Source organism: Candidatus Kryptonium thompsonii (assembly GCF_001535985.1).
Classification (GTDB): Bacteria; Bacteroidota; Ignavibacteria; order Kryptoniales; family Kryptoniaceae; genus Kryptonium; species Kryptonium thompsonii.
Genome location: NZ_CZVS01000006.1, coordinates 1 through 26,186 on the forward strand (window position 1 = coordinate 1; position 26,186 = coordinate 26,186).

Here is a 26,186-nt window from a genome sequence, read left to right on the forward strand (position 1 = left end):
GGGTGAGAGAATCATTAAATAAATCTTGCAAAAACCGCCATATAAATAACATAACTGGTGTTAAATATTTTCCACGGTGCGCTGGCACTTGGTTCAGCATTTTTATGGTCTCTTGGTATTATAGAAGTTGTTGATGCATCTCTCTACAGATTGTTATTTTGGGGGTTTGGTCACCCTGCTCAGCAGATTAACCTAGCTGCTATGGTTTCCGTGTGGTATCTGCTCTCTTATTTCACCGTTGGTGGTGTCACTCCATCTGAGAAAGTAAGTAGAACAGCATTCTTACTTTACGTGCTTTTTATCAATGCTGGTTCAGCGCATCATTTACTTGTTGACCCAGGGTTTGGCGCCCCATGGAAAATATTTAACACCAGTTATGTTATTTATATGGCGGTTCTTGCAAGTTTGATTCATTGCTTCGCTATCCCTGCGAGTGCTGAAATTGGTCAAAGGAAAAGAGGATTTAATAAAGGTTTATTTACTTGGCTTATAAAAGCACCCTGGTCAAATCCAGCATTTTCTGCGTTTTTCATATCCCTTGTAATCTTTGGATTTATTGGCGGAGCAAGTGGTGTTATTATGGGAGTTGAACAAATAAACATGAAATTGCACAATACACTTGGTGTGCCAGGGCATTTTCATGGAACAGTTGCTGCTGGAACTTCACTAGCGTTTATGGGTCTTGCATATTATGTGGTTCCGTTAATTTTTAGAAGGGAATGGCTTTCAAAGTTTTGGGCAAGAATTCAACCATTTTTATTTGGTGGCGGATTGTTTCTTATGGCTGTTTCAATGAATACACTTGGTAGATTTGGGATCCCGAGAAGGGTATGGGAAACCTCTGCTTTGGTTGTTCCATACAAAGAATTGCTTCAAGCTACCCTTGGAATTGGCGCTGTGGTTGCCTTCTTGGGTGCGTTGGTGTTTATTCTTCATACAGTTTTAACAATTATTTTTGGTAGAAAAGTTGAGGGAAAACCAAAATTTCCTGAGGTTGTCCAAGTTAGCAATCCAGATGAAAAGACCTCGACCCCAGGAACAATTGTTCTGGCGATTATTTTCTTCTTATATCTTGCGATTATGTACATTATAAATTGGTACTGGTTATCAAGGGTATGGGAGGTAAGATAGCTGAAAAAAAGCTTGAGTTTATTTCTATAGTGGCGATAAACATTATGTGGTTGTTTTTGATAGCTGTGTGGTTTTTAAGTGGTTTTGAAAATGAAATTGGATCATTGATAAGAACTTATTGCTTTGGATATGGTGCTTATGGAAGCGATGTAATAATTTCAAAAACGATTTCTATGATTTTACCGCCAGCTGTTATAACAGCTATTCTGATTATTTTATTCTTTAAAAGTAAGTTTTTCCGAAGGGGGATTTTCGCCACCACAGTTTTTCTTGTCGTACTCTTAATACCAGTTTATATTATCAGAACGAATATGGTGGCAAGTCCTCCTCTTCCAGTTGATAAAGAAATTCCAACAGATATTAAATTTCTTGATATTGATGGGAACATTTTTAATTTCTCACAAGTGGGTGATGATGAATATATCTTAACTTTTTTCTATATAAGTTGCCACGGTTCCTGTCCGTTGATTATATATGAAGTTAAGCGCATAAGCTTGAAATCCAACATACCAATTGTTATGGTATCACTTAATCCTGCTGATGATGTTAAGAAATTAAGAGCCTTCTACTTTGAAAACGGATTTAAGAAAACCGTGAAAATTATAAGAGCTGAGCGTGAAGATCTCGTCAGATTTATAGAATCGTTAAACCTTAGTATTGGAATCCCTGAAAAGGTTTCAGAAAATCCGCAGATTATACACCCCGTTCTTTTTATAAGATGTAAAGGAAACAAAGTTTTAAGTGAAGTTTACGGTTTAGGTGTTCTTGAAAAATTTTAACAAGTATAACTAAGAAACGAACCCAGGTAAAATTGCAACTTATATCTTTGATGTTTTTTATTGCTCTTGAGCTGCTTGCTCTTTACGTATACATCACTTGAAAAACAAATCTTGGGAAAGAGCTTGATATAGCAGTCTCGCTTTAGAATAAAATTTCTCAATTAAGATTCGTTTCTAGATTCCAATGCGGTGAAGGAGGTTTACAACAAAAGAGAGTGAAGAGTGAGCAGGCTTTGATTAAGCAAATTGCAATTTTAAGTTTTATTTTTAAAATTTTTGTAAGTAAAAATATATCTATTCCCAAATTGGTTGGGCTTAAGCGAGAAATGAAGATAAATTTGAATAAAATTTTCAGATATTTAAGTATAAAAACTAAGCTCTTGATCGCATTTATTGGTCTCTCTGTTATACCGCTTTCCATTTTTGGAATTTATGGGGCATATTTGAACATAAAAAATCTTAATCAGATCATATTTGAAAACATAAGCCATGATGTTGAGCTTATTCAGAAAAACCTTGAAAACTTTATAAACGAGGTTAAAAAAGATATCTTTTTCCTTCGTTCTTCCCATGTTCTGAGAAGTTATTTATTAAAGCCTGATCCATGGTCGCAAGGCGAGCTTGCAAAGGAAATTTTATCCTTTGTTCAAATCAAAGGTATATATTACCAGATTAAAGTTCTTGATGCGAGTGGATCCGAGATTTTCAAAATTCTTAAAGTTAATGGGAATTATGTCTTTATCCGTGAAGATGAATTTGAAACCCAGGGTGGAACTTATTATAAACTTCTTATAGGTAATTTAAAGCCCGATCAAATATCCTTTGCTCCAGCTGAACTTTTATCGCCAGATGATGAAATAGTCCCAGTTATAACTTGTGCTGCCCCAATTTATATTGATGGTAAATTTGCAGCTATACTTGTTGCTGATGTTTTTGCGAGGGAAGTTTTCAAAGTTATTGAAGATAATCCACATCATTATGCGGGGAAGACGATAATTTTAAATGAGCAGGGGTATTATCTCTATCATTCGGAGAGGAAGAAAGAATGGAATCGTCTGCTTGCGACGAGGGAAGTAGATAATTTCCTGACAAATTACTCTGGTAAGGTTTATTCAGAGATTATTTTGGGTAGCAAAAAGTTATTGCATTACGGGGATCAAATAATTTACAGTGCACCTTTATTTTCAAAGTTAAGTCCCCTTTCAAATAGATATATCATTTTAAGAGTTGTTAAAAGGGACCTTGTCTTTAAACCCGTGTATAACTTTTCAATCTTTTTCGTTATAATTTTTATTTTCTTTCTTACCATATCTTCGATTCTTGCCATCATAGCGGCTGGACAAATCACAAAGCCAATAAATGAGCTTAAAAAAGGAGCTCAGATCGTTGCATCTGGGAATTATGATTTCAGATTGAAAATTGAAACAAACGATGAGTTGGAGGAACTCGCAAACGAGTTTAATACGATGGCACAGATGCTTTCTCAGCATGAAAAGGAGATAGAGATGCATAGAAATCATCTTGAGGAACTTGTTGCACAGCGGACGAAAGAACTAATTGAGGAAAAGCAAAAACTTCAAAGTATACTTGATAATGTTCCAAGCGCATTCCTTCTAATCGATGAAAGCCGCAAAATAGTTACTGCAAGTTCTGCTGTTAGATTTTTGATTAATCATATGAAACCTGAGGATGTTGTAGGAACATATTGTCGTGAAAGTTTTAAAAATTACGATTTCTGTGAGGGATGCGATTTTGAAAAAGTGTTAAAAACGGGAAGGTCATCTGTAAGATTAATCAAAGAGAAAGATAGATATTTTGAAATTTTCATGATCCCTGTTCAAAGGGAAAGTGGAGATACATTTGTGCTTGAAGTGATAACGGATGTGACTGAACGAAAGAAAGCGGAAGAAAATCTTATAAAATCTGAAAAACTTGCATTTGTATGGGAAATGGCTTCGGTGATAGCCCATGAGATAAGAAACTCAATCACCTCAATTAAGATGATACTTCAACTCTATCTTGAGTCTGAAACTTTAAGTAATGAAAGCAGGGAATCCTTCACAGTTGCAATGAGTTCAATTCTCAGGATGGAAAATATAGTGAATCAGCTTCTTCAGTTTTCCAAACCAACCCCACCAAGGTTTGAGCCCATAAATGTAAATAGCATTCTCGAGCTTGCAGTTGAATTTGTGAAAATTCAATTCAAAAAGAAGAATATAAAACTGGTTAAAAATTATGACAAAAATATTCCTCAAATATATGCCGATGCAAATTCCCTAAAGGAGGCATTTATTAACATTCTGATTAATGCATTTCAGGCGATTGATAAAGCGGGGGTTATAGAAATTCGAACTAAGAGAGAGGTTTTAAATGCGGATATGTTTGAGAAGATGAATTGGAAAGATTTTGAGCCTAAATTTGCCCTAGGGGAGGATGTCGTGCACATAATTATATCTGACACTGGGTGTGGAATACCACCTGAAGATATGGATAAGATCTTTGAGCCATTCTTTACAACAAAGGCAGAAGGTACTGGACTTGGTTTATCGATAGTCAAAAGGGTCGTGACAAATCATGGGGGAGTTATCGATGTTGAAAGTGAAGTTGGAAGTGGCACGAAATTTCATATTTATCTACCAGTTAATAACTTGATAACAAACTTGGATGAAAAAGATGCATGGGCAAGCTAAAGTAATGGTGATTGATGACGATGAAAATATACTTTTTGCTTTTAAAAAAGTCTTGGAAAAAGATGGTTTCACTCCGATATTCTCAACGAACGGATTTGAAGTAATGGAAAAAGTTCAAGCTGAAAAACCAGATGTAATTTTCCTTGACATAGCTATGCCAGGGTTGGATGGGCTTGAAATTCTTAAACAGCTTAAAGACAAAGGAATTGAAACTCCTGTGGTGATCATAACCGGCTATGGGACAATGCAGACAGCTGTGAAGGCAATTCAGCTTGGGGCGTTTGAATACCTTACAAAACCTCTTGATATAAACAGAATACGTCTTTTAATTCAGCGTGCGATTGAAACGAACCAGTTAAAAAATAAGGTGAGGGAATTTGAGATAAAACAAAGTGAGATTGATTATGAGGAAAAATATCAAATAATTGGAAATTCACCTAAAATACAAGAAATATTCAAACTTATAGGTGTTATCTCAATGACGCCAAATACCACACCTGTTTTAATAACTGGCGAGAGTGGGACTGGAAAGGAGCTTGTTGCAAGGGCTATACATAGAAGTGGGGCAAATGCTTCTGAACCATTTGTCGCTATAAATTGTCCAGCTGTTCCCGAAAATTTACTTGAAAGCGAATTTTTCGGTCACGAGAAGGGAGCTTTTACAGGGGCTGATAAAAGAAAGTATGGAAAATTTGAAATTGCAGGAAAAGGGACAATACTACTTGATGAGATAACAGGAATACCTTCAAATTTACAGCAAAAACTTTTAAGGGTTATTCAGGAAAGGGAATTTCAGCGAGTTGGCGGGAATGAAACTATAAAAGTTGAGGCAAGATTTATAGCGACCACGAATCTTAACATAATTGAAGAAGTTAAAAAAGGAAATTTCAGAGAGGACTTGTATTACCGACTTAGTGTCTTTGTTATAGAAGTTCCTCCACTCAGGGAAAGGCGGGAAGATATACCTCTTCTTGCTAATTACTTTTTGAAAAAATACAGCAGGGAAATGAAAAAAAATGTATCAGCCATATCAGATTCAGCCATGGAAATTCTTGTTAATTACGATTATCCAGGAAATGTAAGGGAGCTTCAAAATATAATAGAAAGGTGTGTCATACTTTCAAAAGGAGGAATTATAACACCTGATCTTTTACCTGAGAATTTAAAATCAGGGAAACGGGATATTGACGATTTTAATATACCAATAGTTAGTGAAAATCTTGCTGAAGCAAGAAGAAAAGTTATAGAAGCTTTTGAAAAGAAATTTTTAATTGAACTCTTAAAGAAAAATCGTGGTAATGTGTCCTTGAGTGCAAAGTCCGCTGGCGTCACTAGGCAGAATTTAACATACTTGCTCAAAAAATATAACATTGATCCGAAATCCTTCCGCTGATGATAAAATTCCCTCCCTTAGTGAATGTAAAATTTTATTTACCTGACTTAAAAGCGTAGTTTTACATCTCTGCACGAGATATGCTTAAATATAAAAATTTTGGATAAAAAATTTCTTGGCACAGGATTTGAATTTCTAACTTTTCTGAAAAATTTTTCTACGGCTGGAAAAACACAAATTTTTAAATTTAATGGTTGGTAGGAAAATAACACGCAGGGATTTTATCAAAACTGTTGGATTTTTCATCTCTTCCGCGATTATTGCAAGTGGGTGTCGGCGCATCCCAGTGCAAAAGATCGTACCTTATGTTGAGAAACCTAAAGAGATCACGCCAGGTGTTCCGCTTTGGTATGCTTCAACATTTTTTGATGGGCTTGAATATTGTAGTATCACTGTCAAGACGATCGAAGGGAGACCTATAAAAATTGAAGGGAATGAGCTTTCCACCGTAACTTTTGGTGGCACAAGCCCGAGGGTTCAAGCATCAATTCATGGACTTTATGATTCAGATAGAGCGAAGGAGCCAATGATTAGCAGAAAAAGGGTGGAATGGAAGGAAATAGATGCTGAAATAATTGAAGAACTTAAAAAGATCAAAGAAAACCGTGGGAAAATAAGAATTCTTTCTCAAACTATAATCAGCCCATCGACAAAGAAAATTCTATCAGATTTTGCAGATTATTACCCGAACACTGAACTTATAATTTACGATACATGCTCTGCTTCCGCCGTTCTTGAGGCAAACAAAAAATGTTTTGGGGTACAAGCAATTCCTGATTATATGTTTGACAAAGCAAACATTGTGGTAAGTTTTGGCGCTGATTTTCTTGGCACTTGGATTTCCCCAGTTGAATATGCATATAAATACTCTCTTGCGCGCAAGCCCGAGGAAAATTTGGCGAGAAATAAAATCTTAAAACATATCCAATTTGAGTCCCGACTTTCGCTTACGGGAAGTAATGCTGACATAAGGGTTCCAGTAAAACCATCAGATGAAGTAAAAATTATCTTGGGTTTGCTTAACAATCTTCTTAAGATTTCATCAAACAATGGGAAACTTGGGGATATTATAGGAGATAAGATGAGCTCGGAACACAATGAAGTTTTATCAAAAATTGCATTGGAGCTGTGGGCAAATAGGAGTAAATCCATTGTTATTTCAGATTCAAACGATATAAATGTTCAAATTTTAATAAATGCGATAAATTTGATACTTAACAACTATGGAAACACAATTGACCTTAATAACCCGTGCTATTTAAGGCAGGGGATTGATTCGGGAGTTTACAGATTGATTGAGGAGATGGAAAACGGCGAAGTAAGTGCGCTGATACTTTACCATGTAAATCCTGTTTATAGTTTTCCTGAGCCTGAAAGATTTGTTAACGCTTTGAGAAAGGTTCCTTTGACGATTTCAATTTCAAATTATTTTGATGAAACCGCAGAGCATGTTAAATATTTTTGTCCAGATCATCATTACCTTGAATCATGGAACGATGCGGAGCCAAAGAAGGGGCATTACAGTTTTTCACAACCTGTTATTGGCAATCTTTTCAACACAAGGCAAGGACAGGAAAGTTTTTTGCTCTGGATGAATAGGTCGGCAGATTACTTAACATATATGCAAGAGCATTGGCGTGAAGATATATTGAAGGTTAAAAATGAAGAAGATTTCAAAAGGATTTGGATTGAATGTCTTGAGAAGGGGGTATATGAGGTTAAAACTTCAAATAAAAGTGTGCGGAAATATAGACCAACTTATGAAATTATTGCTGATGCTGTAAACTCGCTTAAACCTAAATTGAAGAGCTTGGATGGAAAAATTGAACTTATTTTATATCAGGATATTTCTGTTTCGGATGGAAGATACGCAAATAATCCATGGCTTCAAGAGTTACCGGACCCAATTACAAAAGTTTGTTGGGATAATTATGTTAGTGTTTCCCCTGAATTTGCGCTTGAAAATAATTTGAAGCAGGGTGATGTCGTAAAATTATCTTACGGAAGATATGCGGTCGATTTACCTATTTTCATTCAACCGGGTCAAGCTTATGGAACATTTGCAGTTGCCCTTGGATATGGAAGATGGAGGGCTGGTAAAATAGGGAATGGTGTTGGTGTTAATGTTTTTCCGTTTATCATTTATGAGGATGGGACATTTAGATACTCTGCAACTGTTGGTAGGGACTTTGCTGATGGGGTGAGGTTTGAAAAAACGGTCAAAAGTTATAAGCTTGCTCAGACACAACTTCATTCCGAGCTTGAGGGGAGACCCATAATTAAAGAAATGACGCTTGAGGATTTAAAAAATGGCAAGCTTGCAAGGGATCATACAGGTGAAGGATTGTCATTCTATCCAGAGCACAAATATCCCATTCATCATTGGGGTATGGTTATCGATCTTAATGCATGTATTGGATGTGGGGCTTGTGTTATAGCGTGCCAGGTTGAGAATAATATCCCTGTTGTTGGGAGGGAGGAGGTTTTAAATGCAAGGGAGATGCACTGGATAAGAATTGATAGATATTATTTGGGTGATCCCAAAAATCCTAAAGTTGTTTTTCAACCGATGATGTGTCAACATTGTGACAATGCGCCGTGTGAAGCGGTATGCCCTGTTTCTGCAACTATGCACAGCAGCGAGGGCATCAGCCAACAAATTTATAACAGGTGTATTGGCGTTAGATTCTGTCTTAACAATTGTCCTTATAAAGTTCGCAGATTTAACTGGTATGATTACACTGGGGCTGATAGCTTTTCTGGAAATGAACATATAATTGCTATAATGGACGATGAAATTGAGAGGATGGTTTTAAACCCTGATGTAACTGTGAGGTCAAGGGGTGTTACAGAGAAATGCACATTTTGTATCCAGCGAATTCAGGCAGGGAAGTTAAAGGCGAAGATGGAAAACCGTAAACTTAAAGATGGGGAGATAAAAACAGCATGTCAGCAAGCATGTCCAACAAAGGCAATAGTTTTTGGAGATTTAAATGACCCTGAAAGTGAAGTCTCAAAAAAATTTAAAAGTCAAAGACTTTATTTTGTCCTTGAGGAATTAAACACAAAACCAGGCGTGGGTTACCTTGCAAAAGTAAAGAACAGTAAGACATGAAATTTGTATCACACTTGAGAGAGCCATTAATTCTCGGAGTGAAAAATTATAAGCAAGTAACGGATGATCTTTGTGTCAATGTTGAATCAAAACCTGGTAAATACTGGTATATTGCGATAGGGATATCATTATCAGCTTTTTTGATCGGGGTTATCTCAAGTTTTATCACTATTTATGAAGGGATCGGCACTTGGGGTTTGAATAAGACGGTGAATTGGGCAATGGATATAACAAATTTTGTTTGGTGGATAGGAATTGGTCACGCTGGGACTTTTATATCCGCAATACTGCTAATTCTCAAACAAAGGTGGAGAACAGCTGTAAGCAGGACTGCAGAAGCTATGACGATTTTTGCAGTTATGTGCGCTGGTTTCTTTCCACTTATACATATGGGGAGACCATGGCTGTTTTTCTATATAATTCCCTATCCTAACACCCGTGGTCCTTTGTGGGTGAACTTTAACTCCGCTCTCGTTTGGGACTTTTTTGCCATTTTCACTTATTTCACAGTGTCCCTTCTATTCTGGTACACAGGGCTTATACCAGACATCGCTACATTGAGGGACAGGACAAAATCAAGATTGAGAAGATTTGTTTATAATGTGCTTAGTTTTGGGTGGAGTGGCTCGTTAAAGCAGTGGCACAGACATGAAGTATTATCAACTATACTTGCAGGTCTTGCTACACCACTTGTTGTATCTGTTCATAGCATAGTCAGCTTGGACTTTGCAACTTCTGTGATTCCTGGCTGGCATTCAACCATATTTCCACCCTATTTTGTCATAGGGGCTATCTTCTCGGGATTTGCAATGGTTCAAACTCTTGTGATTGTTATGCGAAAAGTTTTTAAGCTCGAAAATTACATAACTTTGAAGCATATAGAGACAATGAATAAAATGCTTCTCTTGACAGGTTCACTTGTTGGTATAGCCTACTTCACAGAGATATTTATGGCCTGGTATTCAAATAATCCATATGAGTTTTCCGTGGTTCTTAACAGAATAAAAGGTCCATATAGATGGCTTTATTGGCTCATGCTTCTTTTCAATGCTGTCCTGCCTCAATTTTTCTGGTTGAAAAGGGTGAGGACAAGTATTTTGTCAACATTTATCATATCAATTCTTATAAATGTAGGGATGTGGCTTGAAAGATTTGTGATAATTGTAACTTCCCTTCATAGGGATTATCTCCCATCAAGCTGGACAATTTATATCCCAAGCGTAGTTGAAATTGGTTTATTCGTTGGGACGCTTGGATTTTTCTTTACAGCTTTTCTTATCTTTGCGAAGTTTTTCCCTGTTGTTTCAATTGCTGAGATTAAATCAATTTTTAAAGTTTCAAGTGAGGTGGTAAAAGGAGATGGGGAACTCGTTAAAGACAATAAGCCTGTTGAATTGCCGAGGTTTTCAAGTTTTCGGGGGCAGCAGTTTATGATTATTTATAACGACGAGAACAAGTTAATTGAAGGATTGAAAAAATTTGTAAGTTTGAACTTTAAAGTTGTTGATGTATTTACACCATTTCACATTCATGGAATTGATGAAATTTTAAATTTGAAAAAAACAAGGCTACCGAAGGTTGCTTTCTTTGCTGGTTCTATTGGTGCTGTTACAGGTTTTGTGTTTCAGTCATGGGTTCATGCTCTTGACTGGCCAATGAATTTTGGCGGTAAACCTTATTTCTCGTTCCTTTCTTTTATCCCAATTACATTTGAGTTAACGGTGTTATTCTCAGCCCTTGCCTCTGTTTTCTCATTTTTCTTCAGAAGTGAATTGTTTCCAGGAGCAAAAAGCCTTAATCCGATTATAGATGATACAGGCGATAAATTTGTTGTGTTGATTGATTTTGATGAATTCAGTTTGAGGAGGGAGATAATAGATAAATTATATGGAATTGCATTTGAAACTGGGGCAATTGAGATTAAAATCAAGCAAGAGAAATGACATGAAAGCAAAATTTAAAATAACTTTTCTAATTTTGGCTTTGTTCCTTATATCTTGCAAAGATTCCAAGAAACCAAATTTTGAATATGCCCCAGATATGGCACATTATTTACCTTATCCATCTTACTCTGAAAACCCAAAGCTTCCCTTGGGTAGATCAGCACTTACACCTGTGGAAGGAACTGTACCCCGTGGGCATAAGCCCTTTCCATATCCAAATGATATAGATGGTTTTGAAAGAGCCGGAAGAGAACTTAAAAATCCATTTGCTTCAACTCAAAGCGTTCTGGCTGAGGGGAAACGGCTATACGATATATACTGTAGTGTTTGTCATGGTGAAGCTGGCAGGGGAGATGGACCTGTCACAAAAAGTGAACAATTTCCAAAGTTAACTACCATGGATTTGGCATCTGAGGTGGTCAAAAATCTTTCTGAGGGTCAGATTTATTTTGTCATAACTCATGGTTTTGGTCTAATGAACTCGTATGGCGGTGTGCTAACCCCGGAAGAAAGATGGAAAATTGTATCCTATGTGCGTTATTTACAAAATCTTTCTGAAAGTCAACCTGTTCAAAGGGATACTTTATCAAAACCTAAAATTTCCGCTTCTTTGGATTTTTACCCGGGAGGTAAGGTGGGAAACAGAGATATGATAATAATAGCGATTGCATTTTTGCTGGTGACTGCGGTTATTACTTTGCTTAGAAAAAATTATTTAGCGCTGATTTTTTTAACTTTAATTCCTGTTGTTATCTATCTTGGCGTTCAATTTTTTAACTATTTCGCATCTTTTGGGAGGCAGGAAGGTTATCAACCGGAGCAGCCTATAATATTTTCGCACAAAGTTCACGCTGGTGAATATAAAATTAACTGCCTTTATTGTCATTTTGCAGCTGAAAAAGGTCCTGTCGCTGGGGTTCCATCTGTTGAAACATGTATGAATTGTCACAAATTTATAACGGAGGGAAAAAATACGGGAGAGGTGGAAATAAAAAAGATTTTTGAAGCGTTCTCAAATTCAGAACCAATAAGGTGGACAAAGGTTAACTTTCTCCCTGCGCACGTTCGCTTCAGTCACGCTCAGCATGTTAAAGTTGGAAAAATAGACTGCCAGAGATGTCATGGTCCTGTTGAGCAAATGGATGTTATGAAGCAGTTTTACTCACTTTCAATGGGGTGGTGTATAGATTGTCATAGGAAAGCTTCAATTGATTTGAGTAACAGATATTATGACATAAAAACTAACCAAAAGATCACTGTAGTTGATGTAAATAAACTTGATTGTCAAACATGTCATTACTAAACAAAAGTTTTGCATCGAACATGAATATAAATAACTACGCACCGTCTGAGAGATTTAATTTTACAAGAGGGCTTAGGATTTTCGTTTTTGTTTTAATTTTGATTGGGATTGTCTCATTATCATACGCTGTTTTAAATGGATATCCGTTAAAAAGGATACTTGTGGCGATTTTTGTTAACAATTTTTATTTCTTGAGTATTTCATTCGCTGGAACTTTCTTCATAGCAGTTCAATATCTAGCTGGCACAAGTTGGTATGTTTGTTTTAAGCGTGTTCCCGAAGCGATCTCTTCATATTTCCCCGTAGCTGGTTTAGTTATACTTGCGCTTTGCATTGATCCCGGCAGAATTTATCCGTGGGTTCATTCTGCTGAATTAAGTGTAAAGTTCCCGAATAAATTTTTATATCTTGAGCCAGGTTTCTTTACATTTCGTACAGTTATATATATTTTGCCTTGGGTTATCCTTTCGAGTTTAATAAAGAAAATTTCATTGAGACTTGATATAAGTGGAGATGTTAAGTTATTAAAACATGGAGTTCTTTACTCGTCGGCGTTTGTTGTCTTCTCTGCGATCACGACTTCAACATCAAGTTGGGATTGGCTTATGTCGATTGAACCGCACTGGTATAGTGCCCTCTTTGGGTGGTATAATTTTGCAGGGATGTTTTTAAGTGGCGTTGCCTCAATGACAATTCTTGTTTCGTTTTTAAAGGCACGTGGTTATTTGAGCCTTCTTAATGAAAATCATCTCAATGACCTTGGGAAATATGTTTTCAGCCTAAGCATCTTTTGGGCATATTTATGGTATTCACAATTTTTTATAATCTGGTATGGTAACATACCTGAAGAAGTATCTTACTTTTTTAAGAGGGCACATGACTACGAGGTTATCTTTTATGGAAACATCATAGCAAATTTTGGGATACCTTTCTTTTTGCTCTTAAGTAAAAAATCTCGTCAGAGAGTTATTTATCTTGTTGGGGCATCATTAGCCATTTTGGTGGGGCGTTGGTTTGATTTGTACTTGATGGTTGCCCCAGGAATTAGTGAAGCTAAATCAATCCCCGACATTTTTGAGATTGGGATGTTCGTTGGTTTTCTTGGGATATTTATGCTGGTTGTCTTCAGATTTTTGTCAAGCAATAATTTAATACCATCGGGTCATCCATATTTCAAAGAAAGTTTAAATCCCACTTAAACTTTCAATTTTAATCCTTGTGGGAATTTGGTTAAATTTAATAAAAAAGTTCAACTCCGAATGATCATCTTGTGGATTTTATTACTTCTATCTCTCTTTGTAAATCAAGGGTATGTTTACGCTGGTGATATAAAGGGAAAGGTTTTGATTCAAGGAGGGAAAGGGGTTAAAGATGCTGTTGTTTATATAGATGAGGTACCGGGGGGAAAATTTTCGCCGCCAGGCGAACCTGCTGTGATGGATCAGCGGAATTTAAAATTTATTCCCCATGTTTTACCAATTCTTGTTGGGACCACAGTTTATTTTTTAAATAATGACAATGTCTTGCACAATGTTTTTTTGCCCGATGTATGTCCTGGTGAGCTGGATTTGGGCACATGGTTTAAAGGTGATGTTAAAAAATATACATTTACAAAACCATGCATTGTGACAATACTTTGCAATGTTCATCCGGAGATGGAAGCTTATATAGTTGTTCTTAAAACGCCCTACTTTGCGGTCACCGATAGGGGAGGGAATTTTACTATAAAAGATATTCCACCCGGTGAGTATACATTAAAAGTTTGGCATGAAAAACTGAGGGGAAAAGATATAAAAGTTAAGGTTCCCGAAAAAGGCTCGGTTTATATTAATTTAATATTGAGCCGATAATTCAAGATGATTTCTTTCTTATGGAGTTTTTTCTGCGTTTCGTTGAATTAAGTTTTTAAGGATAAGAAGTGCTACCAATATTAATGTCCCAAATGGAAGAAGCAGTACAAGAATATATTTCCAGTTTATCTTTCCATTGAGGGGTTGCCGGCGCCCTTCTTCAACGATCTCATCAAGATATTCGGACAGATACTGAGGTCCTTTTGATTCCTTCATATCGTTTGTTAATCTATGATTTTTTTGTTATTTGGTTTTAATTTAGCAAAAATTTTGAGATTTTTGAAGTGATTCAGATCAAGATTTTGATTTTTGGGGGGTAATTTTTAAATTTTCAAAGCAAATTAACAACAAAAATAGGTGATAAATGGCGGTAAAAATTTCTCCCACCGAAGTTCACAGCACCTTATCAAAGCACATACTTGCTGATGGATTTGAAATGGTTCTTGACCTTAAGAGAAGCCAAGGCAGGCGTCTCGTTGATGCAAAAACGGGAAAAACATATTTAGATCTATTTTCATTTTTTGCTTCTTCAGCTCTTGGTATGAACCATCCGAAATTGCTTGAGAAAGATTTCCTTGAAAAATTAACGCTTGTTGCAATTAATAAGCCAACGCTTTCAGATATTTACCCAGCTGAATATGCGGAATTTGTTGAAACATTTTTTAGCCTTGCTGTGCCAAATTATTTTAAGTATGCATTTTTTATCGAGGGTGGAGCTCCTGCGGTTGAGAATGCATTAAAAGTCGCTTTTGACTGGAAGATGCAAAAAAATCTTGAGCGTGGATTTTACAAGTCGATTGAAGATGAATCAAAAATGGTTGTTATACATTTTCGTCAGGCATTTCACGGACGCCTTGGCTATACGCTTTCGCTTACCAATACAGACCCGATAAAACATAAATATTTCCCCAAGTTTAAGTGGCCCCGCATTCATAATCCTGCGATTAAATTCCCGCTTAATGAAGAAAATTTAAAAAAGGTTGAAGAAGAAGAACAACTTGCATTGAATCAGATAAAAGAGGCGATAAAAGAACATGGGCATAATATAGCTGCTTTAATAATTGAGCCAATTCAAGCAGAGGGCGGTGATAATCACTTCAGAAAAGAGTTTCTCGTCGCTCTGCGTGAGATCTGTGATGAGAATGAAATTATGTACATAATGGATGAAGTTCAAACTGGAGTTGGTTTGACGGGTAAGATGTGGGCACATGAACATTTTGTTAAGCCAGATATAATTGCCTTCGGGAAGAAAACACAGGTTTGTGGAATTCTTGTGAGTGAACGAGTTGACGAGGTGAAGGATAATGTTTTTTCATGTTTCGGGCAGGATAAATTCAACATTTGGGGGGAATTTAACGGATATGATAAGATTTGCAAGGGTACTTGAGGTCATCCATGAAGAGAATTTACTCGAAAACGCAAGAGTTGTTGGTGAACATCTTTTAAACAAACTGGTTGAGCTTCAGAGCGAATTTCCAGAAATTATTTCGAATGCTCGTGGGCGTGGATTGATGTGTGCATTTGATTTGCCTGATGCCGAATTTAGGAAAAAGTTTTTGAAAAAGGTTTATGAAAACGGCGCTGTGATGATAGGTTGCGGAGAAAGATCGATAAGATTTAGACCACCGTTGACAATTACAAAAGATGAGGTTGACGAGGGGATAGAGATAATAAGGAAATCGCTCCTTGAACTGAAAGATTAGTTCTTAACACAATTAAAGTTTGGATGCGCTTTAAAGCTTACCATAAGTCTTGAAATTCATATATATATGTTAAATTCACTCTGCCGACTTGACAATTAGAATTTTACTTCTTACATTATAGCAAAACCGCTAATTAATTTTAATGTTTTGTGAAAGCGGAGAACCCTGATGTATTTTTTTAAAACAATTTAAAAGGAGGTTTGTATGGAGAAGATTAAAAAGGAAGCGATGAGTGTCACAACTAAAGTTGACACTCACGAAGAGGAAACTTTATCCTTATATAAATCTTCAGGAAAAGGTTTAAAGTTTCATAGATTTTTTACGAAACCGGGCGTTCATCCATTTGATGAGATCCAGTGGGAAATAAGAGATGCGGTGATAACAAATGAAAGAGGTGAGGTTGTTTTTGAACAAAAAGGGGTTGAGGTGCCCGCTTTCTGGTCGATGCTTGCAACGAATATAGTTGTGTCAAAATATTTCCATGGTCAAGTTGGCACTCCTGAAAGAGAATACAGTGTTAAACAGTTGATAGAAAGAGTTGCGAGGACTATAACCAATTGGGGGATAAGGGATGGATATTTTGCAAGCGATGAGGACGCTGATATTTTTTATAATGAGCTTGCTTATTTGCTCGTGAATCAATATGCTTCTTTTAATTCACCTGTTTGGTTCAATGTTGGGATTGAGGAGAAACCGCAAGCTTCTGCTTGTTTTATAAATTCAGTTCAGGATACGATGGAGTCAATTCTTGAGCTTGTGAAAACCGAGGGAATGCTTTTTAAATATGGCTCCGGCACTGGGACGAACTTTTCAACACTTCGTTCATCAAAGGAAAAACTTTCCGGCGGAGGAATTGCAAGCGGTCCAGTTTCATTTATGCGTGGGTTTGATGCCTTCGCTGGTGTTATAAAAAGTGGTGGAAAGACCAGAAGAGCAGCAAAAATGGTTATACTTAATGTCGATCATCCTGATATTATTGATTTCATCAAGTCAAAAGCCGAGGAAGAAAAGAAGGCACATATTTTAATAAAAGCAGGTTATGATCCTGGGTTTAATGTGCCCGGCGGTGCTTACGACTCTGTTCAATTTCAAAATGCGAATCACTCTGTCAGGGTGACAGATGAATTTATGAAGGCAGTTCTTGAGGATAAAGAGTGGCATACAAGATATGTCACAACTGGTGAGATATGCGATACATATAGGGCAAGGGATATAATGCGTATGATAGCTGAAGCAGCGTGGCTTTGTGGAGATCCAGGAATGCAATTTGACACAACGATCAATAATTGGCATACATGTCCAAACACTGGTAGAATAAATGCAAGCAATCCATGTTCTGAGTTTATGTTTCTTGATGATACTGCTTGTAATCTTGCTTCTTTAAATTTGATGAAGTTTAGAAAGGAAGATGGAAGTTTTGATGTTGAGGCGTTTCGCCATGCAGTAGATGTTTTGATAACCGCTCAAGAAATAATAGTTGATAATGCAAGCTATCCAACGAAAGCAATTGAGAAAAATAGTTACGACTACAGGCCCCTTGGACTTGGGTATGCAAATCTTGGGGCTTTGCTGATGTCACTTGGGCTTCCATATGATAGTGAACCAGCACGAGCTTATGCAGCTGTGATAACTGCGATCATGACAGGTGAAGCATATAGGCAATCGGCTTTGATTGCAAAAGAAATGGGTCCTTTCAGAGGTTATGAACTTAACAGAGAGCCGATGCTTGGTGTGATAAGAAAACATATGTCATATGTGGATAAGATCGATAAAAGCTTAATTCCCGAGGAGTTATATGAATCCGCTAAAAAAATCTGGTCAGAGACTTATGAACTTGGGCAAAAGTATGGATATAGAAATTCGCAGGTGACAGTTATCGCACCAACGGGAACAATTGGATTTATGATGGATTGTGATACAACAGGAATTGAGCCGGATATTGCACTTGTTAAGTATAAGAAGCTTGTCGGTGGCGGGTTTTTGAAAATTGTAAATAACACTGTTCCACTTGCCCTGAAAAAGCTTGGTTATACGGACAAACAGATCGAGGAGATAGTTAATTATATTGATAAAAACGACACGATTGAGGGAGCTCCACATTTGAAGCCCGAGCATTTGCCAGTTTTTGATTGTGCGTTCAAACCAGCTAAGGGTAAGAGATTTATCCACTATATGGGTCATGTTAAGATGATGGCAGCTGTTCAACCATTTATATCTGGGGCTATTTCAAAAACAGTCAACATGCCGAACGATGTGACTGTTGATGATGTTATGCAGTTGTATATTGATGCGTGGAAGATGGGACTTAAAGCAATAGCAATTTACCGTGATGGTAGCAAAGGAACCCAACCACTCTCCACAAGCATCGATGATGAAAAGAAAACATCAGCTGGTGAAGAAAAGAAAGTTGAATTTAAACCGGTGCGCCGTCGCCTTCCGGATGAGAGAAATTCAATCACGCATAAATTCAGCGTCGCTGGTCATGAGGGCTATATAACTGTTGGAATGTATCCAGATGGAACACCTGGGGAAATTTTCATAACGATGAGTAAAGAAGGTTCAACTTTGAGTGGATTGATGGATGCCTTCGCAACAGCAATTTCACTTGCGCTTCAGTATGGAGTGCCTTTGAAAGTTCTCGTTGATAAATTTAGCCATATGAGGTTTGAACCAAGTGGTTTCACAAACAATCCCGAGATACCAATTGCGAAATCAATAATTGACTACATTTTCAGATGGCTTGGTAAAAAGTTTCTGAAGCCAGAGGAACAGCCGAGCAATGTTGATCACACAGATATTTTAAATGAGATTCATTTATCCCAAGAGAAGGTTGTTTTAAGAAGCGAAACGCTTGAGAAGTATGAAAAGCAAATTTTTGAAATTCAATCTGATGCTCCACCATGTCCAAGCTGTGGGGCTATAATGCAGAGGTCTGGTTCTTGTTATGTTTGCCCAAATTGCGGTTCAACTAGTGGCTGTTCGTAAATCAAATTGGGCATCCCCTTGTGGATGCCCTTTTTAATTTTTAAATAAAAAAGCACATAGAAAAATGCGAAAGATGATAATTGCTGGAAACTGGAAGATGAACAAAGATATCAAAGAAACCTTTGATTTTCTCCTTCCTCTGAAAAATAATTTAATTGGGCAAAACTTGAATGTCGAAGTTGTGGTATGCCCACCGTTTACATCTCTTTTTATTGCCTCGGATATTTTGAGAGAGACAAATATAAAAATTGGGGCACAAAACATGTTTTATGAAGTTGAGGGGGCATACACAGGGGAAATTTCACCGAAGATGTTAAAATCGGTAAGGTGTGAATATGTTATCCTCGGGCATTCAGAGCGTAGGAGATATTTTGGTGAGACAGATGAAATTGTAAATAAAAAGGTTAAAAAAGCAATTGAATTTGGCTTGAAACCAATAGTTTGCGTTGGCGAAACCCTTGAGGAGAGGGAAAATGGGGAAACATTTAAAGTTCTCGAAAAACAGATAAAGGGAGTTCTTGAAGGTTTAACTTACGAGCAAATGAGAAATGTTGTAATTGCATATGAACCAGTTTGGGCGATTGGAACTGGAAGAAATGCCACGCCAGACCAAGCGCAGGAAGCGCAAAGATTTATAAGGGAGCTCGTTGCTGGCTTGTTTAATGATGGTATAGCACAGAACTTAACAATTCAATATGGTGGTAGTGTCACACCTGAAAATGCTTATTCCCTTCTCTCCCAACCCGATGTCGATGGTGCGCTTGTTGGAGGTGCAAGCTTAAAAGTTGATGCGTTTTTGAAGATCATAAAAGCAGGTGAAACTGCATCTGTTGAGAAGAAGAATTGAATTTACTTTTGAGGTTGCGGTCTTACTATTAAAACTGGGCATGTGGATTTTCTTATCACCTTTTCCGCGGTGCTGCCGAATAATAGATGCTCAACCCCAGTATGTCCATGTGATCCAATCACAATAAGATCAACATTTTCACTTTTAGCAAATTCGATTATCTCAGTATAGGGTTTTCCAAGTTTCACAAGCCCGCGGACATTATATTTATCTTTTAAAGCATTTACGATTTCATTAACTTTATCTTCTGATTTTTGTATCAACTCACCCTCGATTGAGGGTATGTTAACTTGACCCATTGTTAAGTCGGCTACAAACATAATTGGTTCGACAACATTTAAAAGAATAAGTTCGGCGTTGAATTTTTCTGCAAAGAGTTTTGCATATTCGAGGGCAAAGAGCGAATGCTCTGAAAAATCAATGGGGATGAGAATTTTTTTGATTTCGTTCATTTTTATCCCTGGTTTGCTTTCAATTCTTCAATGTTTGATTTTAATGCTTCAATTTCTGCTTTTAGTTGGGTGACTTCCTGATTTGTCCTTCTCAGTCTTTCTGCGATTATTTCGGCGAGTTTAAGAACAATTTTAATTCCAAGGCGTGGATGTTTTTCAATTATTTCAAAAAGGTCGGGTCTAAAGAAGCCAATTATTTGACAATCCGTTCGACAAATCGCTGACGCAGATCGTGGAGATTCATCTATAAGTGCAATTTCACCGAAGAAATCACCATCTTTTAAAATTGCCAGTTCTTTTTTATTTCCATCTGGGTCTGTGTATTGAATCAACACTTCACCTTCTTGAATGATATACATACCAAGGCCTGGGTCTCCTTGATAGAATATATACTCTCCTGCTTTATATTCCCTCTTGTGAACGATCGATGCAAGCAGTGAAATTTCTTTGGGTTCAAGATGCGAGAAAGCAGGAACATCCTTCAATATAGCTTCAACGGTTTCATCTTTCTTTTTTCTGCCCCTGAATATATTTGCCCAAAAAATATCTCTTGGTATCATTTTTAAGATCACATTAACTTTTGTTTTAAATAAAATAAAAAACTAAGCTTAAAAAAACAACGGGTTCAGTCGTTTCTAAGATTTATGAAGAGTAGGTTATATTTTTTAATTGTTGGTGCAAGCAATGGGTAAATATGGGGAAAGTTAATAACTTTCTTAGCCAATTGCAATTGGTGGAATGAAAAGATATGCGGTTGATGAAACTCGTGGAAAGTTTACATTGAATGCTGGAGCCGGTTTAAATCTTGGCATCCCAGGCTCATCCATAAGATTAAAATTTGATTATTCCTATTCGGATCTTTACAGGCTAAAGCAAGCCCATAGAGTTTCCCTTGGCGTTGTTTTATAAACCAAAGATTCATTACCCCTATCCCCGGCTCAGCGATGAGCTGAAGCCGGGTTTTTTTATTTTTAAAACTTTCCTTTCCTTGTTTTCGTCATAAAAAATAAAAAATTTAACTTGCTATGAAAAAATCACTTGCTCTCATTTTTTTGACTTTTCTAGGTTTTTCGGTTTTAATCTGTGATGATTTCAAGTTTTGGAAAGGGGGAGTTTATAACCCGGCGATTCCAACCCCTAAGCAAATTCTTGGATATGAGATTGGAGACTTCATAACTGAACATTATGAAATGGAACGCTATATTGATGCACTTGCTAAGTCCTCCAACAGAATAAAAGTGATAAAATACGGTGAATCATATGAAAGAAGGGGAATGTATCTTTTGGTGATAAGTTCACCCGAAAATCTCTCTCGGCTTGATGAGATAAGGGGAAATATAAAAAAATTAACAGATCCAAGGATAACATCTGAAATAGAGGCTAAGAGGATAGCTGAATCTAATCCGATAATCGTTTGGTTGAATTATTCGGTTGATGGTGATGAAACATGTGCATTTGAAGCCGGAATTCAAGTTGCATATCAACTTTGTGCTGGTGAAGATGAAACGACTAAAAGAATTCTAAAAGATGCGGTCGTTATAATTAACCTTCCACATAATCCTGATAGCCATCAAAAAGCCGTCTCGTGGTTTAAAGCAACATTTGTTGGAAAATATGGAAATCCAGACCCATACGCTTCCGAACATCGCGGTGACTGGAGAATGAAAACAAATTATAATCACTACCTTATCGATTTAAATAGAGATGCGTTCGCATGTTCACAGATTGAAACACAAAAAGTCGTTGAGCAACTTCACTATTGGAATCCTCAAGTTTTTGCAGATCATCATGGCGAGACAAAGAATATGTTCTTTGTCCCCTATGCTCCTCCTGTAAATTTAAACATACCAGCGACAACTAAAAAATGGGCGCAAGTTATTGGTCTTAACATTGCTCGAGGATTTGACGACTATGGTTGGAGTTATTATACAGGTGAAGTTTTTGATTTACATTATCCTGGATATTGGGATTCATATCCAGCTTTAAATGGAGCAATTGGGATGACATTTGAAACTGATGCTGGAGGGAGAAAGGGTTTTCAATTTGAAAGGGAAGATGAAACTGTGATAACTTTTAAGGAGGGAATACATCACCATTTCATAGCATCGATGAAAACGCTTGAAGCAGCTGTGAATCATAGAAGTGAAATTCTTTTTGATTTCTACAAGTTTAGACAAACAGCGCTTGAAGAGGCAAAAAAAGAACAATATAAACAATTTGTCATCGTGCCTGACAAAGACAAAGAGAAAACCTCAAGATTTATTGAACTTTGCTTAAAGCATGGCATTGAAGTTTATGAAGCTAAGGAATCATTTACAAGTGCATCCGCTAGAAGTTATTTTGATAAGACAACAACTAAAAAAACATTTAAGAAGGGTGTTTTTATAATTCCGATGTATCAACCTCAAAAACGACTCTTGAAAACTCTATTTGAACCGGATCCTCAAATGGAAGAAGAGTTTTTAAAGGAAGCAAGGTTTGCCTACGAATACAATAAAAAACTTGGAAAAAATGTTCGTCGCCTTCCACTTGGGTTTTATGATGTCACCGCATGGAATTTGCCAATCGCATGGGGAATTGAGTATTATCTAACTGAGGACGAAGCGAAGGTTAAAGTTGAAAGAGTAAATCAAAAACCTGAATTTAACTTTTATATTCCAACTGATACGCCAAAATACGCCTATGTCTTTAAATATGATACAGATGCCTCGGCAAAAATGCTGGCTAAACTTTTGGCTTATGATTTTAAAGTTGGGGTTGCATCTAGATATTTTTACAGTGAAACTGGTGAATTCTTCCCGCGAGGGACGGTAATAGTTCGTGTTGAAAGAAACAGACATATTCAGGATTTCCATCAAAAGATAAAAACGTTTGCGAAGGAATTTGGTGTGGATCTTTACACAATAAATACTGCATACACAGAACGTGGAATTGATTTAGGTTCAAATTGGGTGGTGGAGTTGAAGAAACCTAAAATAGCTGTATTAACCGAGGAGCCAGTATCTCAAACATCTTATGGAGCGATATGGTATCTTTTTGAGAGAGTTTATGAATATAGCTTCACGCCGATACGATGGGATTATTTTTCAAGCGTTGATCTTTACCGCTACAATGTTTTGATAATTCCAGATGCAAATGCGAATCAATTGAAAAAATTGCTTGGAGACGATGGTGTTAAAAAGTTAAAAGAATGGATTTCAAATGGTGGTGTTTTAGTTACATTAAAAAATGCTTCAGTTTTTCCAACTTTGAAAGGGGTTGAATTTACAACATCAAAACTTCTCGGTGAAGGTTCCTCTGAGGATGATGAGTACGAGGAGAAAAAACCTGCGGAGGCAAAGGATACTGTCAAAGTAAAAGAGAAAAAGGTTGCTGAAAGAATTGAGTTTACACCTGGGGCAATTATGCGCGTTAAACTTGACACTTTACATTTTCTATCGTTCGGCTATGGCGACGAAATAGCTGTTCATATATATTCAAGTTTGATTTTTGAGAAATCGAAGGATGGTGCGAACCCTGGGGTTTTTGCAGATAAAGATGTTCGCATAAGTGGTTTCGTCTGGGAGGATATGGAGAAGAAATTTCCGGGAAAGGCATATTTAATTGAAGAACCGGTTGGGCGTGGGAAAGTTATAATGTTTGCTGACGATCCCAACTTTCGGCTTTATTGGCAAAGTTTGAATCGGTTGTTCTTGAACTCTGTTCTTCTTTCACCAAGTTTTTGAATTTTTAAGATCAGTTGTTTATATTTTTTAAAAAAGGCGGCGGATTTCCTCCGCCTTTTTAAGTTAAAAAACTTAAAAATAGAAAAATCATACCATACATGTCACATATCGGGGAAAATAGTGGGGCGGTGCGGAAAAATCCTGCAAACTTAAAGCGGGGGTATCTTTATGAGACTAAAAATTACTCTTTTCCCTCAAACTGTTCCTACTGTAATTCCAGTAAATTACAATCATCTTGTATATGCAGAGATAGGGGACAAGATAAAAAGACATAACGATGCATTTAAAGGCGACAGAAGATTAAAAAATCTTGGCATTTTTAAGGAAAGATTTAGGATTTATACATTTTCATTCCTTCGCTTTAAAAATTTTTTGATAGAAAATGATGAGGTGAAATTAACAAATCCTGAGGAATTTAATTTTTTCATCTCATCACCTTTTGGTTCATTTATCGAGGGATTAGCTCTTGCATTTTTAAGGGACGGGAATTTCAGAGTTGGGGATGCTAATTTTGTGGTTAAATCGGTTGCAAAAATTGAGCCACCAAAGTTTGCCGATGAAATGAAACTTCGGCTTCTATCCCCAATTGCTGTCGTCAAGAGCAAAGGTAAGAGGGAAATCTTTATGACTCCAGAGGAAACAGGCTATTTTGACAAAATAAAAGAAGATTTAATAAGGAAGTATAATTTTTTATACGCCGAAAAAATTAAATCAGTTGATTTTGAGATGCAATTTGATAAGGAATATATTGATTCAAGGGGCGGTAAATTTTCAAAGTTAATCAAATTTGGGAAGATGAATGTAAAGTGTTTTCTTGCCCCTTTTATAATAAAAACTGATCCAAAGCTAATTGAGGTGGGGTATGAGTGGGGATTCGGGCATAAGAACCATTTTGGCTTCGGGATGGCTGTGGTTTCAGAGCATGACATTAAAGAGCAATGATTAATTTGACTTTTAAAATAGAATGTATTATATTTACATCGTGGATATATGATGTCCAAATTAAAAATTTGAGGCTTTATGATAGTATCTAAGACACTTGATTATGCGGTTAGGACTTTGACATATCTTGGTAAGAGGCAGAGCGGTAAAACGGTTTTAATGAAGGAGATAGCGGAAAGCCAAAAGATACCATTGAGTTATTTAGCCAAGGTTATGCGACAGCTTGTGAAGGCTGGGATAGTTTTTTCCGAATATGGGCCAAATGGTGGATATTCTTTGAAAAAGACGCCTTCGGAGATAACTTTGAGACAGGTTTATGAAGCAGTTGAAGGGACATTGAAGATGGTTGAATGTTTTGATGTTTCTGGAATAAGTTGTGTTTTTACTTCTTGCTGTGGTCAAGCGGATGTATGGCAGGAAATAGAGAAAAAATTATTAGATATTCTTGGGAGTATAACAATTCAAGATATAATCGCGCGTGAGTGCGTGTATCCTGAAAAGCTTTTATTTACAAACAAATCGGAGAACAAACATGCCAACTCTTGAAGTTAGGGACTTATATGTGAGCGTTGATGGGAAGGAAATTTTGAAAGGTCTTAATTTCACTGTTAATAAAGGTGAAGTTCATGCTTTAATGGGTCCGAATGGTTCTGGAAAGAGCACGCTTGCTTATACAATAATGGGGCACCCAAAATATAAAGTTGAATCTGGAGATATTTTATTTGAGGGCAAAAGCATACTTGAAATGAAACCTGACGAGAGGGCGAAACTTGGATTATTTCTTGCATTTCAATATCCCGTTGAAGTTCCAGGGGTTACCCTTTTTAATTTTTTGTGGAAAGCGATACAATCAAATAATCTTGATTCTACATCGCCTCGCGTATCAAAATTGCCCAGATCAATAGTTGATTACAAGAAGGAATTGATAGACAGAATAAAGAACTTAAATATGAGTGAAATTTTTATCTATAGACCTATTGGAGTTGGGTTTTCGGGTGGTGAGAAGAAAAGAATGGAAATTTTGCAAATGGCGATGTTAAAGCCAACAATTGCTTTTCTTGATGAACCTGATTCGGGACTTGACATCGATTCTTTGAAAACTGTTGCTGATGTTGTGAATTCTATTCGCAGTCAAGATCTCGGTATGGTTGTAATTACTCACTATCAGAGAATTCTAAATTACATTAAGCCAGATTTTGTACATATAATGTTGGATGGTAAAATTGTTAAATCAGGTGGACCTGATATAGTTGAGAAGCTTGAGCAGGAAGGTTATGCTTGGATTAGAGAAATAGCGGCGGAATCTGCGGATTAAAAATAAAAAACAA

At 36.8% G+C, this 26,186-nt stretch carries 19 protein-coding genes and 1 pseudogene; 17 read left to right on the forward strand and 3 right to left on the reverse strand.

The genetic code is table 11. The features are described from left to right. Window positions 1–57: 57 nt before the first annotated feature. The 9 genes from AWW78_RS01005 to AWW78_RS01045 all read left to right on the forward strand — a co-directional run bounded on the left by AWW78_RS01005 (window position 58) and on the right by AWW78_RS01045 (window position 14,204). On the forward strand, window positions 58–1,131 hold the full coding sequence (locus tag AWW78_RS01005; protein ID WP_075425999.1) for a cbb3-type cytochrome c oxidase subunit I: 1,074 nt from the start codon (window positions 58–60) through the stop codon (window positions 1,129–1,131). Continuing rightward, window positions 1,116–1,910 carry a thioredoxin domain-containing protein gene (locus AWW78_RS01010; RefSeq protein WP_047133841.1) on the forward strand — a complete coding sequence of 265 codons (795 nt, stop codon included), beginning with the start codon at window positions 1,116–1,118 and terminating at the stop codon, window positions 1,908–1,910. Before AWW78_RS01005 ends, AWW78_RS01010 begins: the two co-directional genes overlap by 16 nt. 326 nt (window positions 1,911–2,236) lie before the next feature. Next, window positions 2,237–4,600 carry a PAS domain-containing sensor histidine kinase gene (locus AWW78_RS01015; protein WP_075426650.1) on the forward strand — a complete coding sequence of 788 codons (2,364 nt, stop codon included), beginning with the start codon at window positions 2,237–2,239 and terminating at the stop codon, window positions 4,598–4,600. Next, window positions 4,584–5,993, forward strand: coding sequence for a sigma-54-dependent transcriptional regulator (locus AWW78_RS01020; protein WP_159421219.1), 1,410 nt, complete (start codon window positions 4,584–4,586; stop codon window positions 5,991–5,993). Before AWW78_RS01015 ends, AWW78_RS01020 begins: the two co-directional genes overlap by 17 nt. 190 nt (window positions 5,994–6,183) lie before the next feature. Then, on the forward strand, window positions 6,184–9,108 hold the full coding sequence (locus tag AWW78_RS01025; RefSeq protein WP_075426001.1) for a 4Fe-4S dicluster domain-containing protein: 2,925 nt from the start codon (window positions 6,184–6,186) through the stop codon (window positions 9,106–9,108). Beyond that, on the forward strand, window positions 9,105–11,051 hold the full coding sequence (locus AWW78_RS01030) for a quinol:electron acceptor oxidoreductase subunit ActD (RefSeq protein ID WP_075426002.1): 1,947 nt from the start codon (window positions 9,105–9,107) through the stop codon (window positions 11,049–11,051). Before AWW78_RS01025 ends, AWW78_RS01030 begins: the two co-directional genes overlap by 4 nt. A 1-nt stretch (window position 11,052) precedes the next feature. Further along, the gene (locus AWW78_RS01035) at window positions 11,053–12,354 is read left to right on the forward strand and encodes a c-type cytochrome (protein WP_075426003.1); all 1,302 of its coding nucleotides are present in this window, start codon (window positions 11,053–11,055) and stop codon (window positions 12,352–12,354) included. Then, window positions 12,342–13,553 carry a hypothetical protein gene (locus tag AWW78_RS01040; protein WP_075426004.1) on the forward strand — a complete coding sequence of 404 codons (1,212 nt, stop codon included), beginning with the start codon at window positions 12,342–12,344 and terminating at the stop codon, window positions 13,551–13,553. The genes AWW78_RS01035 and AWW78_RS01040 overlap by 13 nt, the downstream gene beginning before the upstream one ends. Before the next feature lie 60 nt (window positions 13,554–13,613). Beyond that, a complete protein-coding gene (locus tag AWW78_RS01045) occupies window positions 13,614–14,204 on the forward strand; it encodes a hypothetical protein (RefSeq protein WP_075426005.1) in 591 nt (196 codons plus the stop codon). Between the two features lie 18 nt (window positions 14,205–14,222). Here the strand turns inward: AWW78_RS01045 and AWW78_RS01050 are convergent, their stop codons facing one another. Next, entirely contained in the window at window positions 14,223–14,420 is a 198-nt protein-coding gene (locus tag AWW78_RS01050) for a hypothetical protein (RefSeq protein ID WP_047133845.1), read from the reverse strand. Window positions 14,421–14,568: 148 nt separating this feature from the next. Between AWW78_RS01050 and lat the strand changes: the two are divergent. The 3 genes and pseudogenes from lat (at window position 14,569) to tpiA (ending at window position 19,739) form a co-directional block, all read left to right on the forward strand. After that, a pseudogene (lat, locus tag AWW78_RS01055) lies at window positions 14,569–15,907 on the forward strand (L-lysine 6-transaminase). A 204-nt stretch (window positions 15,908–16,111) separates the two neighbouring features. Further along, complete coding sequence (locus tag AWW78_RS01060; protein WP_082349214.1) at window positions 16,112–18,892, forward strand: vitamin B12-dependent ribonucleotide reductase; 2,781 nt, start codon at window positions 16,112–16,114, stop codon at window positions 18,890–18,892. A 64-nt stretch (window positions 18,893–18,956) separates the two neighbouring features. After that, entirely contained in the window at window positions 18,957–19,739 is a 783-nt protein-coding gene (gene tpiA / locus AWW78_RS01065) for a triose-phosphate isomerase (RefSeq protein WP_047133846.1), read from the forward strand. Window positions 19,740–19,741: 2 nt separating this feature from the next. Here tpiA and AWW78_RS01070 read toward each other — a convergent pair whose 3' ends face one another. After that, window positions 19,742–20,191 (reverse strand): universal stress protein, encoded by a 450-nt coding sequence (locus AWW78_RS01070; RefSeq protein ID WP_047133847.1) that lies wholly within the window; start codon window positions 20,189–20,191, stop codon window positions 19,742–19,744. Between the two features lie 2 nt (window positions 20,192–20,193). Then, a complete protein-coding gene (locus AWW78_RS01075) occupies window positions 20,194–20,751 on the reverse strand; it encodes a Crp/Fnr family transcriptional regulator (protein WP_075426006.1) in 558 nt (185 codons plus the stop codon). Window positions 20,752–20,929: 178 nt separating this feature from the next. On the opposite strand from AWW78_RS01075, the gene AWW78_RS10480 reads away from it, so the two are divergent. The 5 genes from AWW78_RS10480 (at window position 20,930) to sufC (ending at window position 26,173) form a co-directional block, all read left to right on the forward strand. After that, window positions 20,930–21,100, forward strand: a complete 171-nt coding sequence (locus AWW78_RS10480; protein WP_159421021.1) for a hypothetical protein — start codon at window positions 20,930–20,932, stop codon at window positions 21,098–21,100. Between the two features lie 116 nt (window positions 21,101–21,216). Then, a complete protein-coding gene (locus AWW78_RS01080) occupies window positions 21,217–23,916 on the forward strand; it encodes a M14 family zinc carboxypeptidase (protein ID WP_047133848.1) in 2,700 nt (899 codons plus the stop codon). A 168-nt stretch (window positions 23,917–24,084) separates the two neighbouring features. Then, the gene (cas6, locus tag AWW78_RS01085) at window positions 24,085–24,858 is read left to right on the forward strand and encodes a CRISPR-associated endoribonuclease Cas6 (RefSeq protein WP_047133849.1); all 774 of its coding nucleotides are present in this window, start codon (window positions 24,085–24,087) and stop codon (window positions 24,856–24,858) included. A gap of 78 nt (window positions 24,859–24,936) precedes the next feature. After that, window positions 24,937–25,404 carry an RrF2 family transcriptional regulator gene (locus AWW78_RS01090; RefSeq protein ID WP_047133850.1) on the forward strand — a complete coding sequence of 156 codons (468 nt, stop codon included), beginning with the start codon at window positions 24,937–24,939 and terminating at the stop codon, window positions 25,402–25,404. Then, window positions 25,391–26,173, forward strand: a complete 783-nt coding sequence (sufC, locus tag AWW78_RS01095; RefSeq protein WP_047133851.1) for a Fe-S cluster assembly ATPase SufC — start codon at window positions 25,391–25,393, stop codon at window positions 26,171–26,173. Before AWW78_RS01090 ends, sufC begins: the two co-directional genes overlap by 14 nt. Window positions 26,174–26,186: the final 13 nt, after the last annotated feature.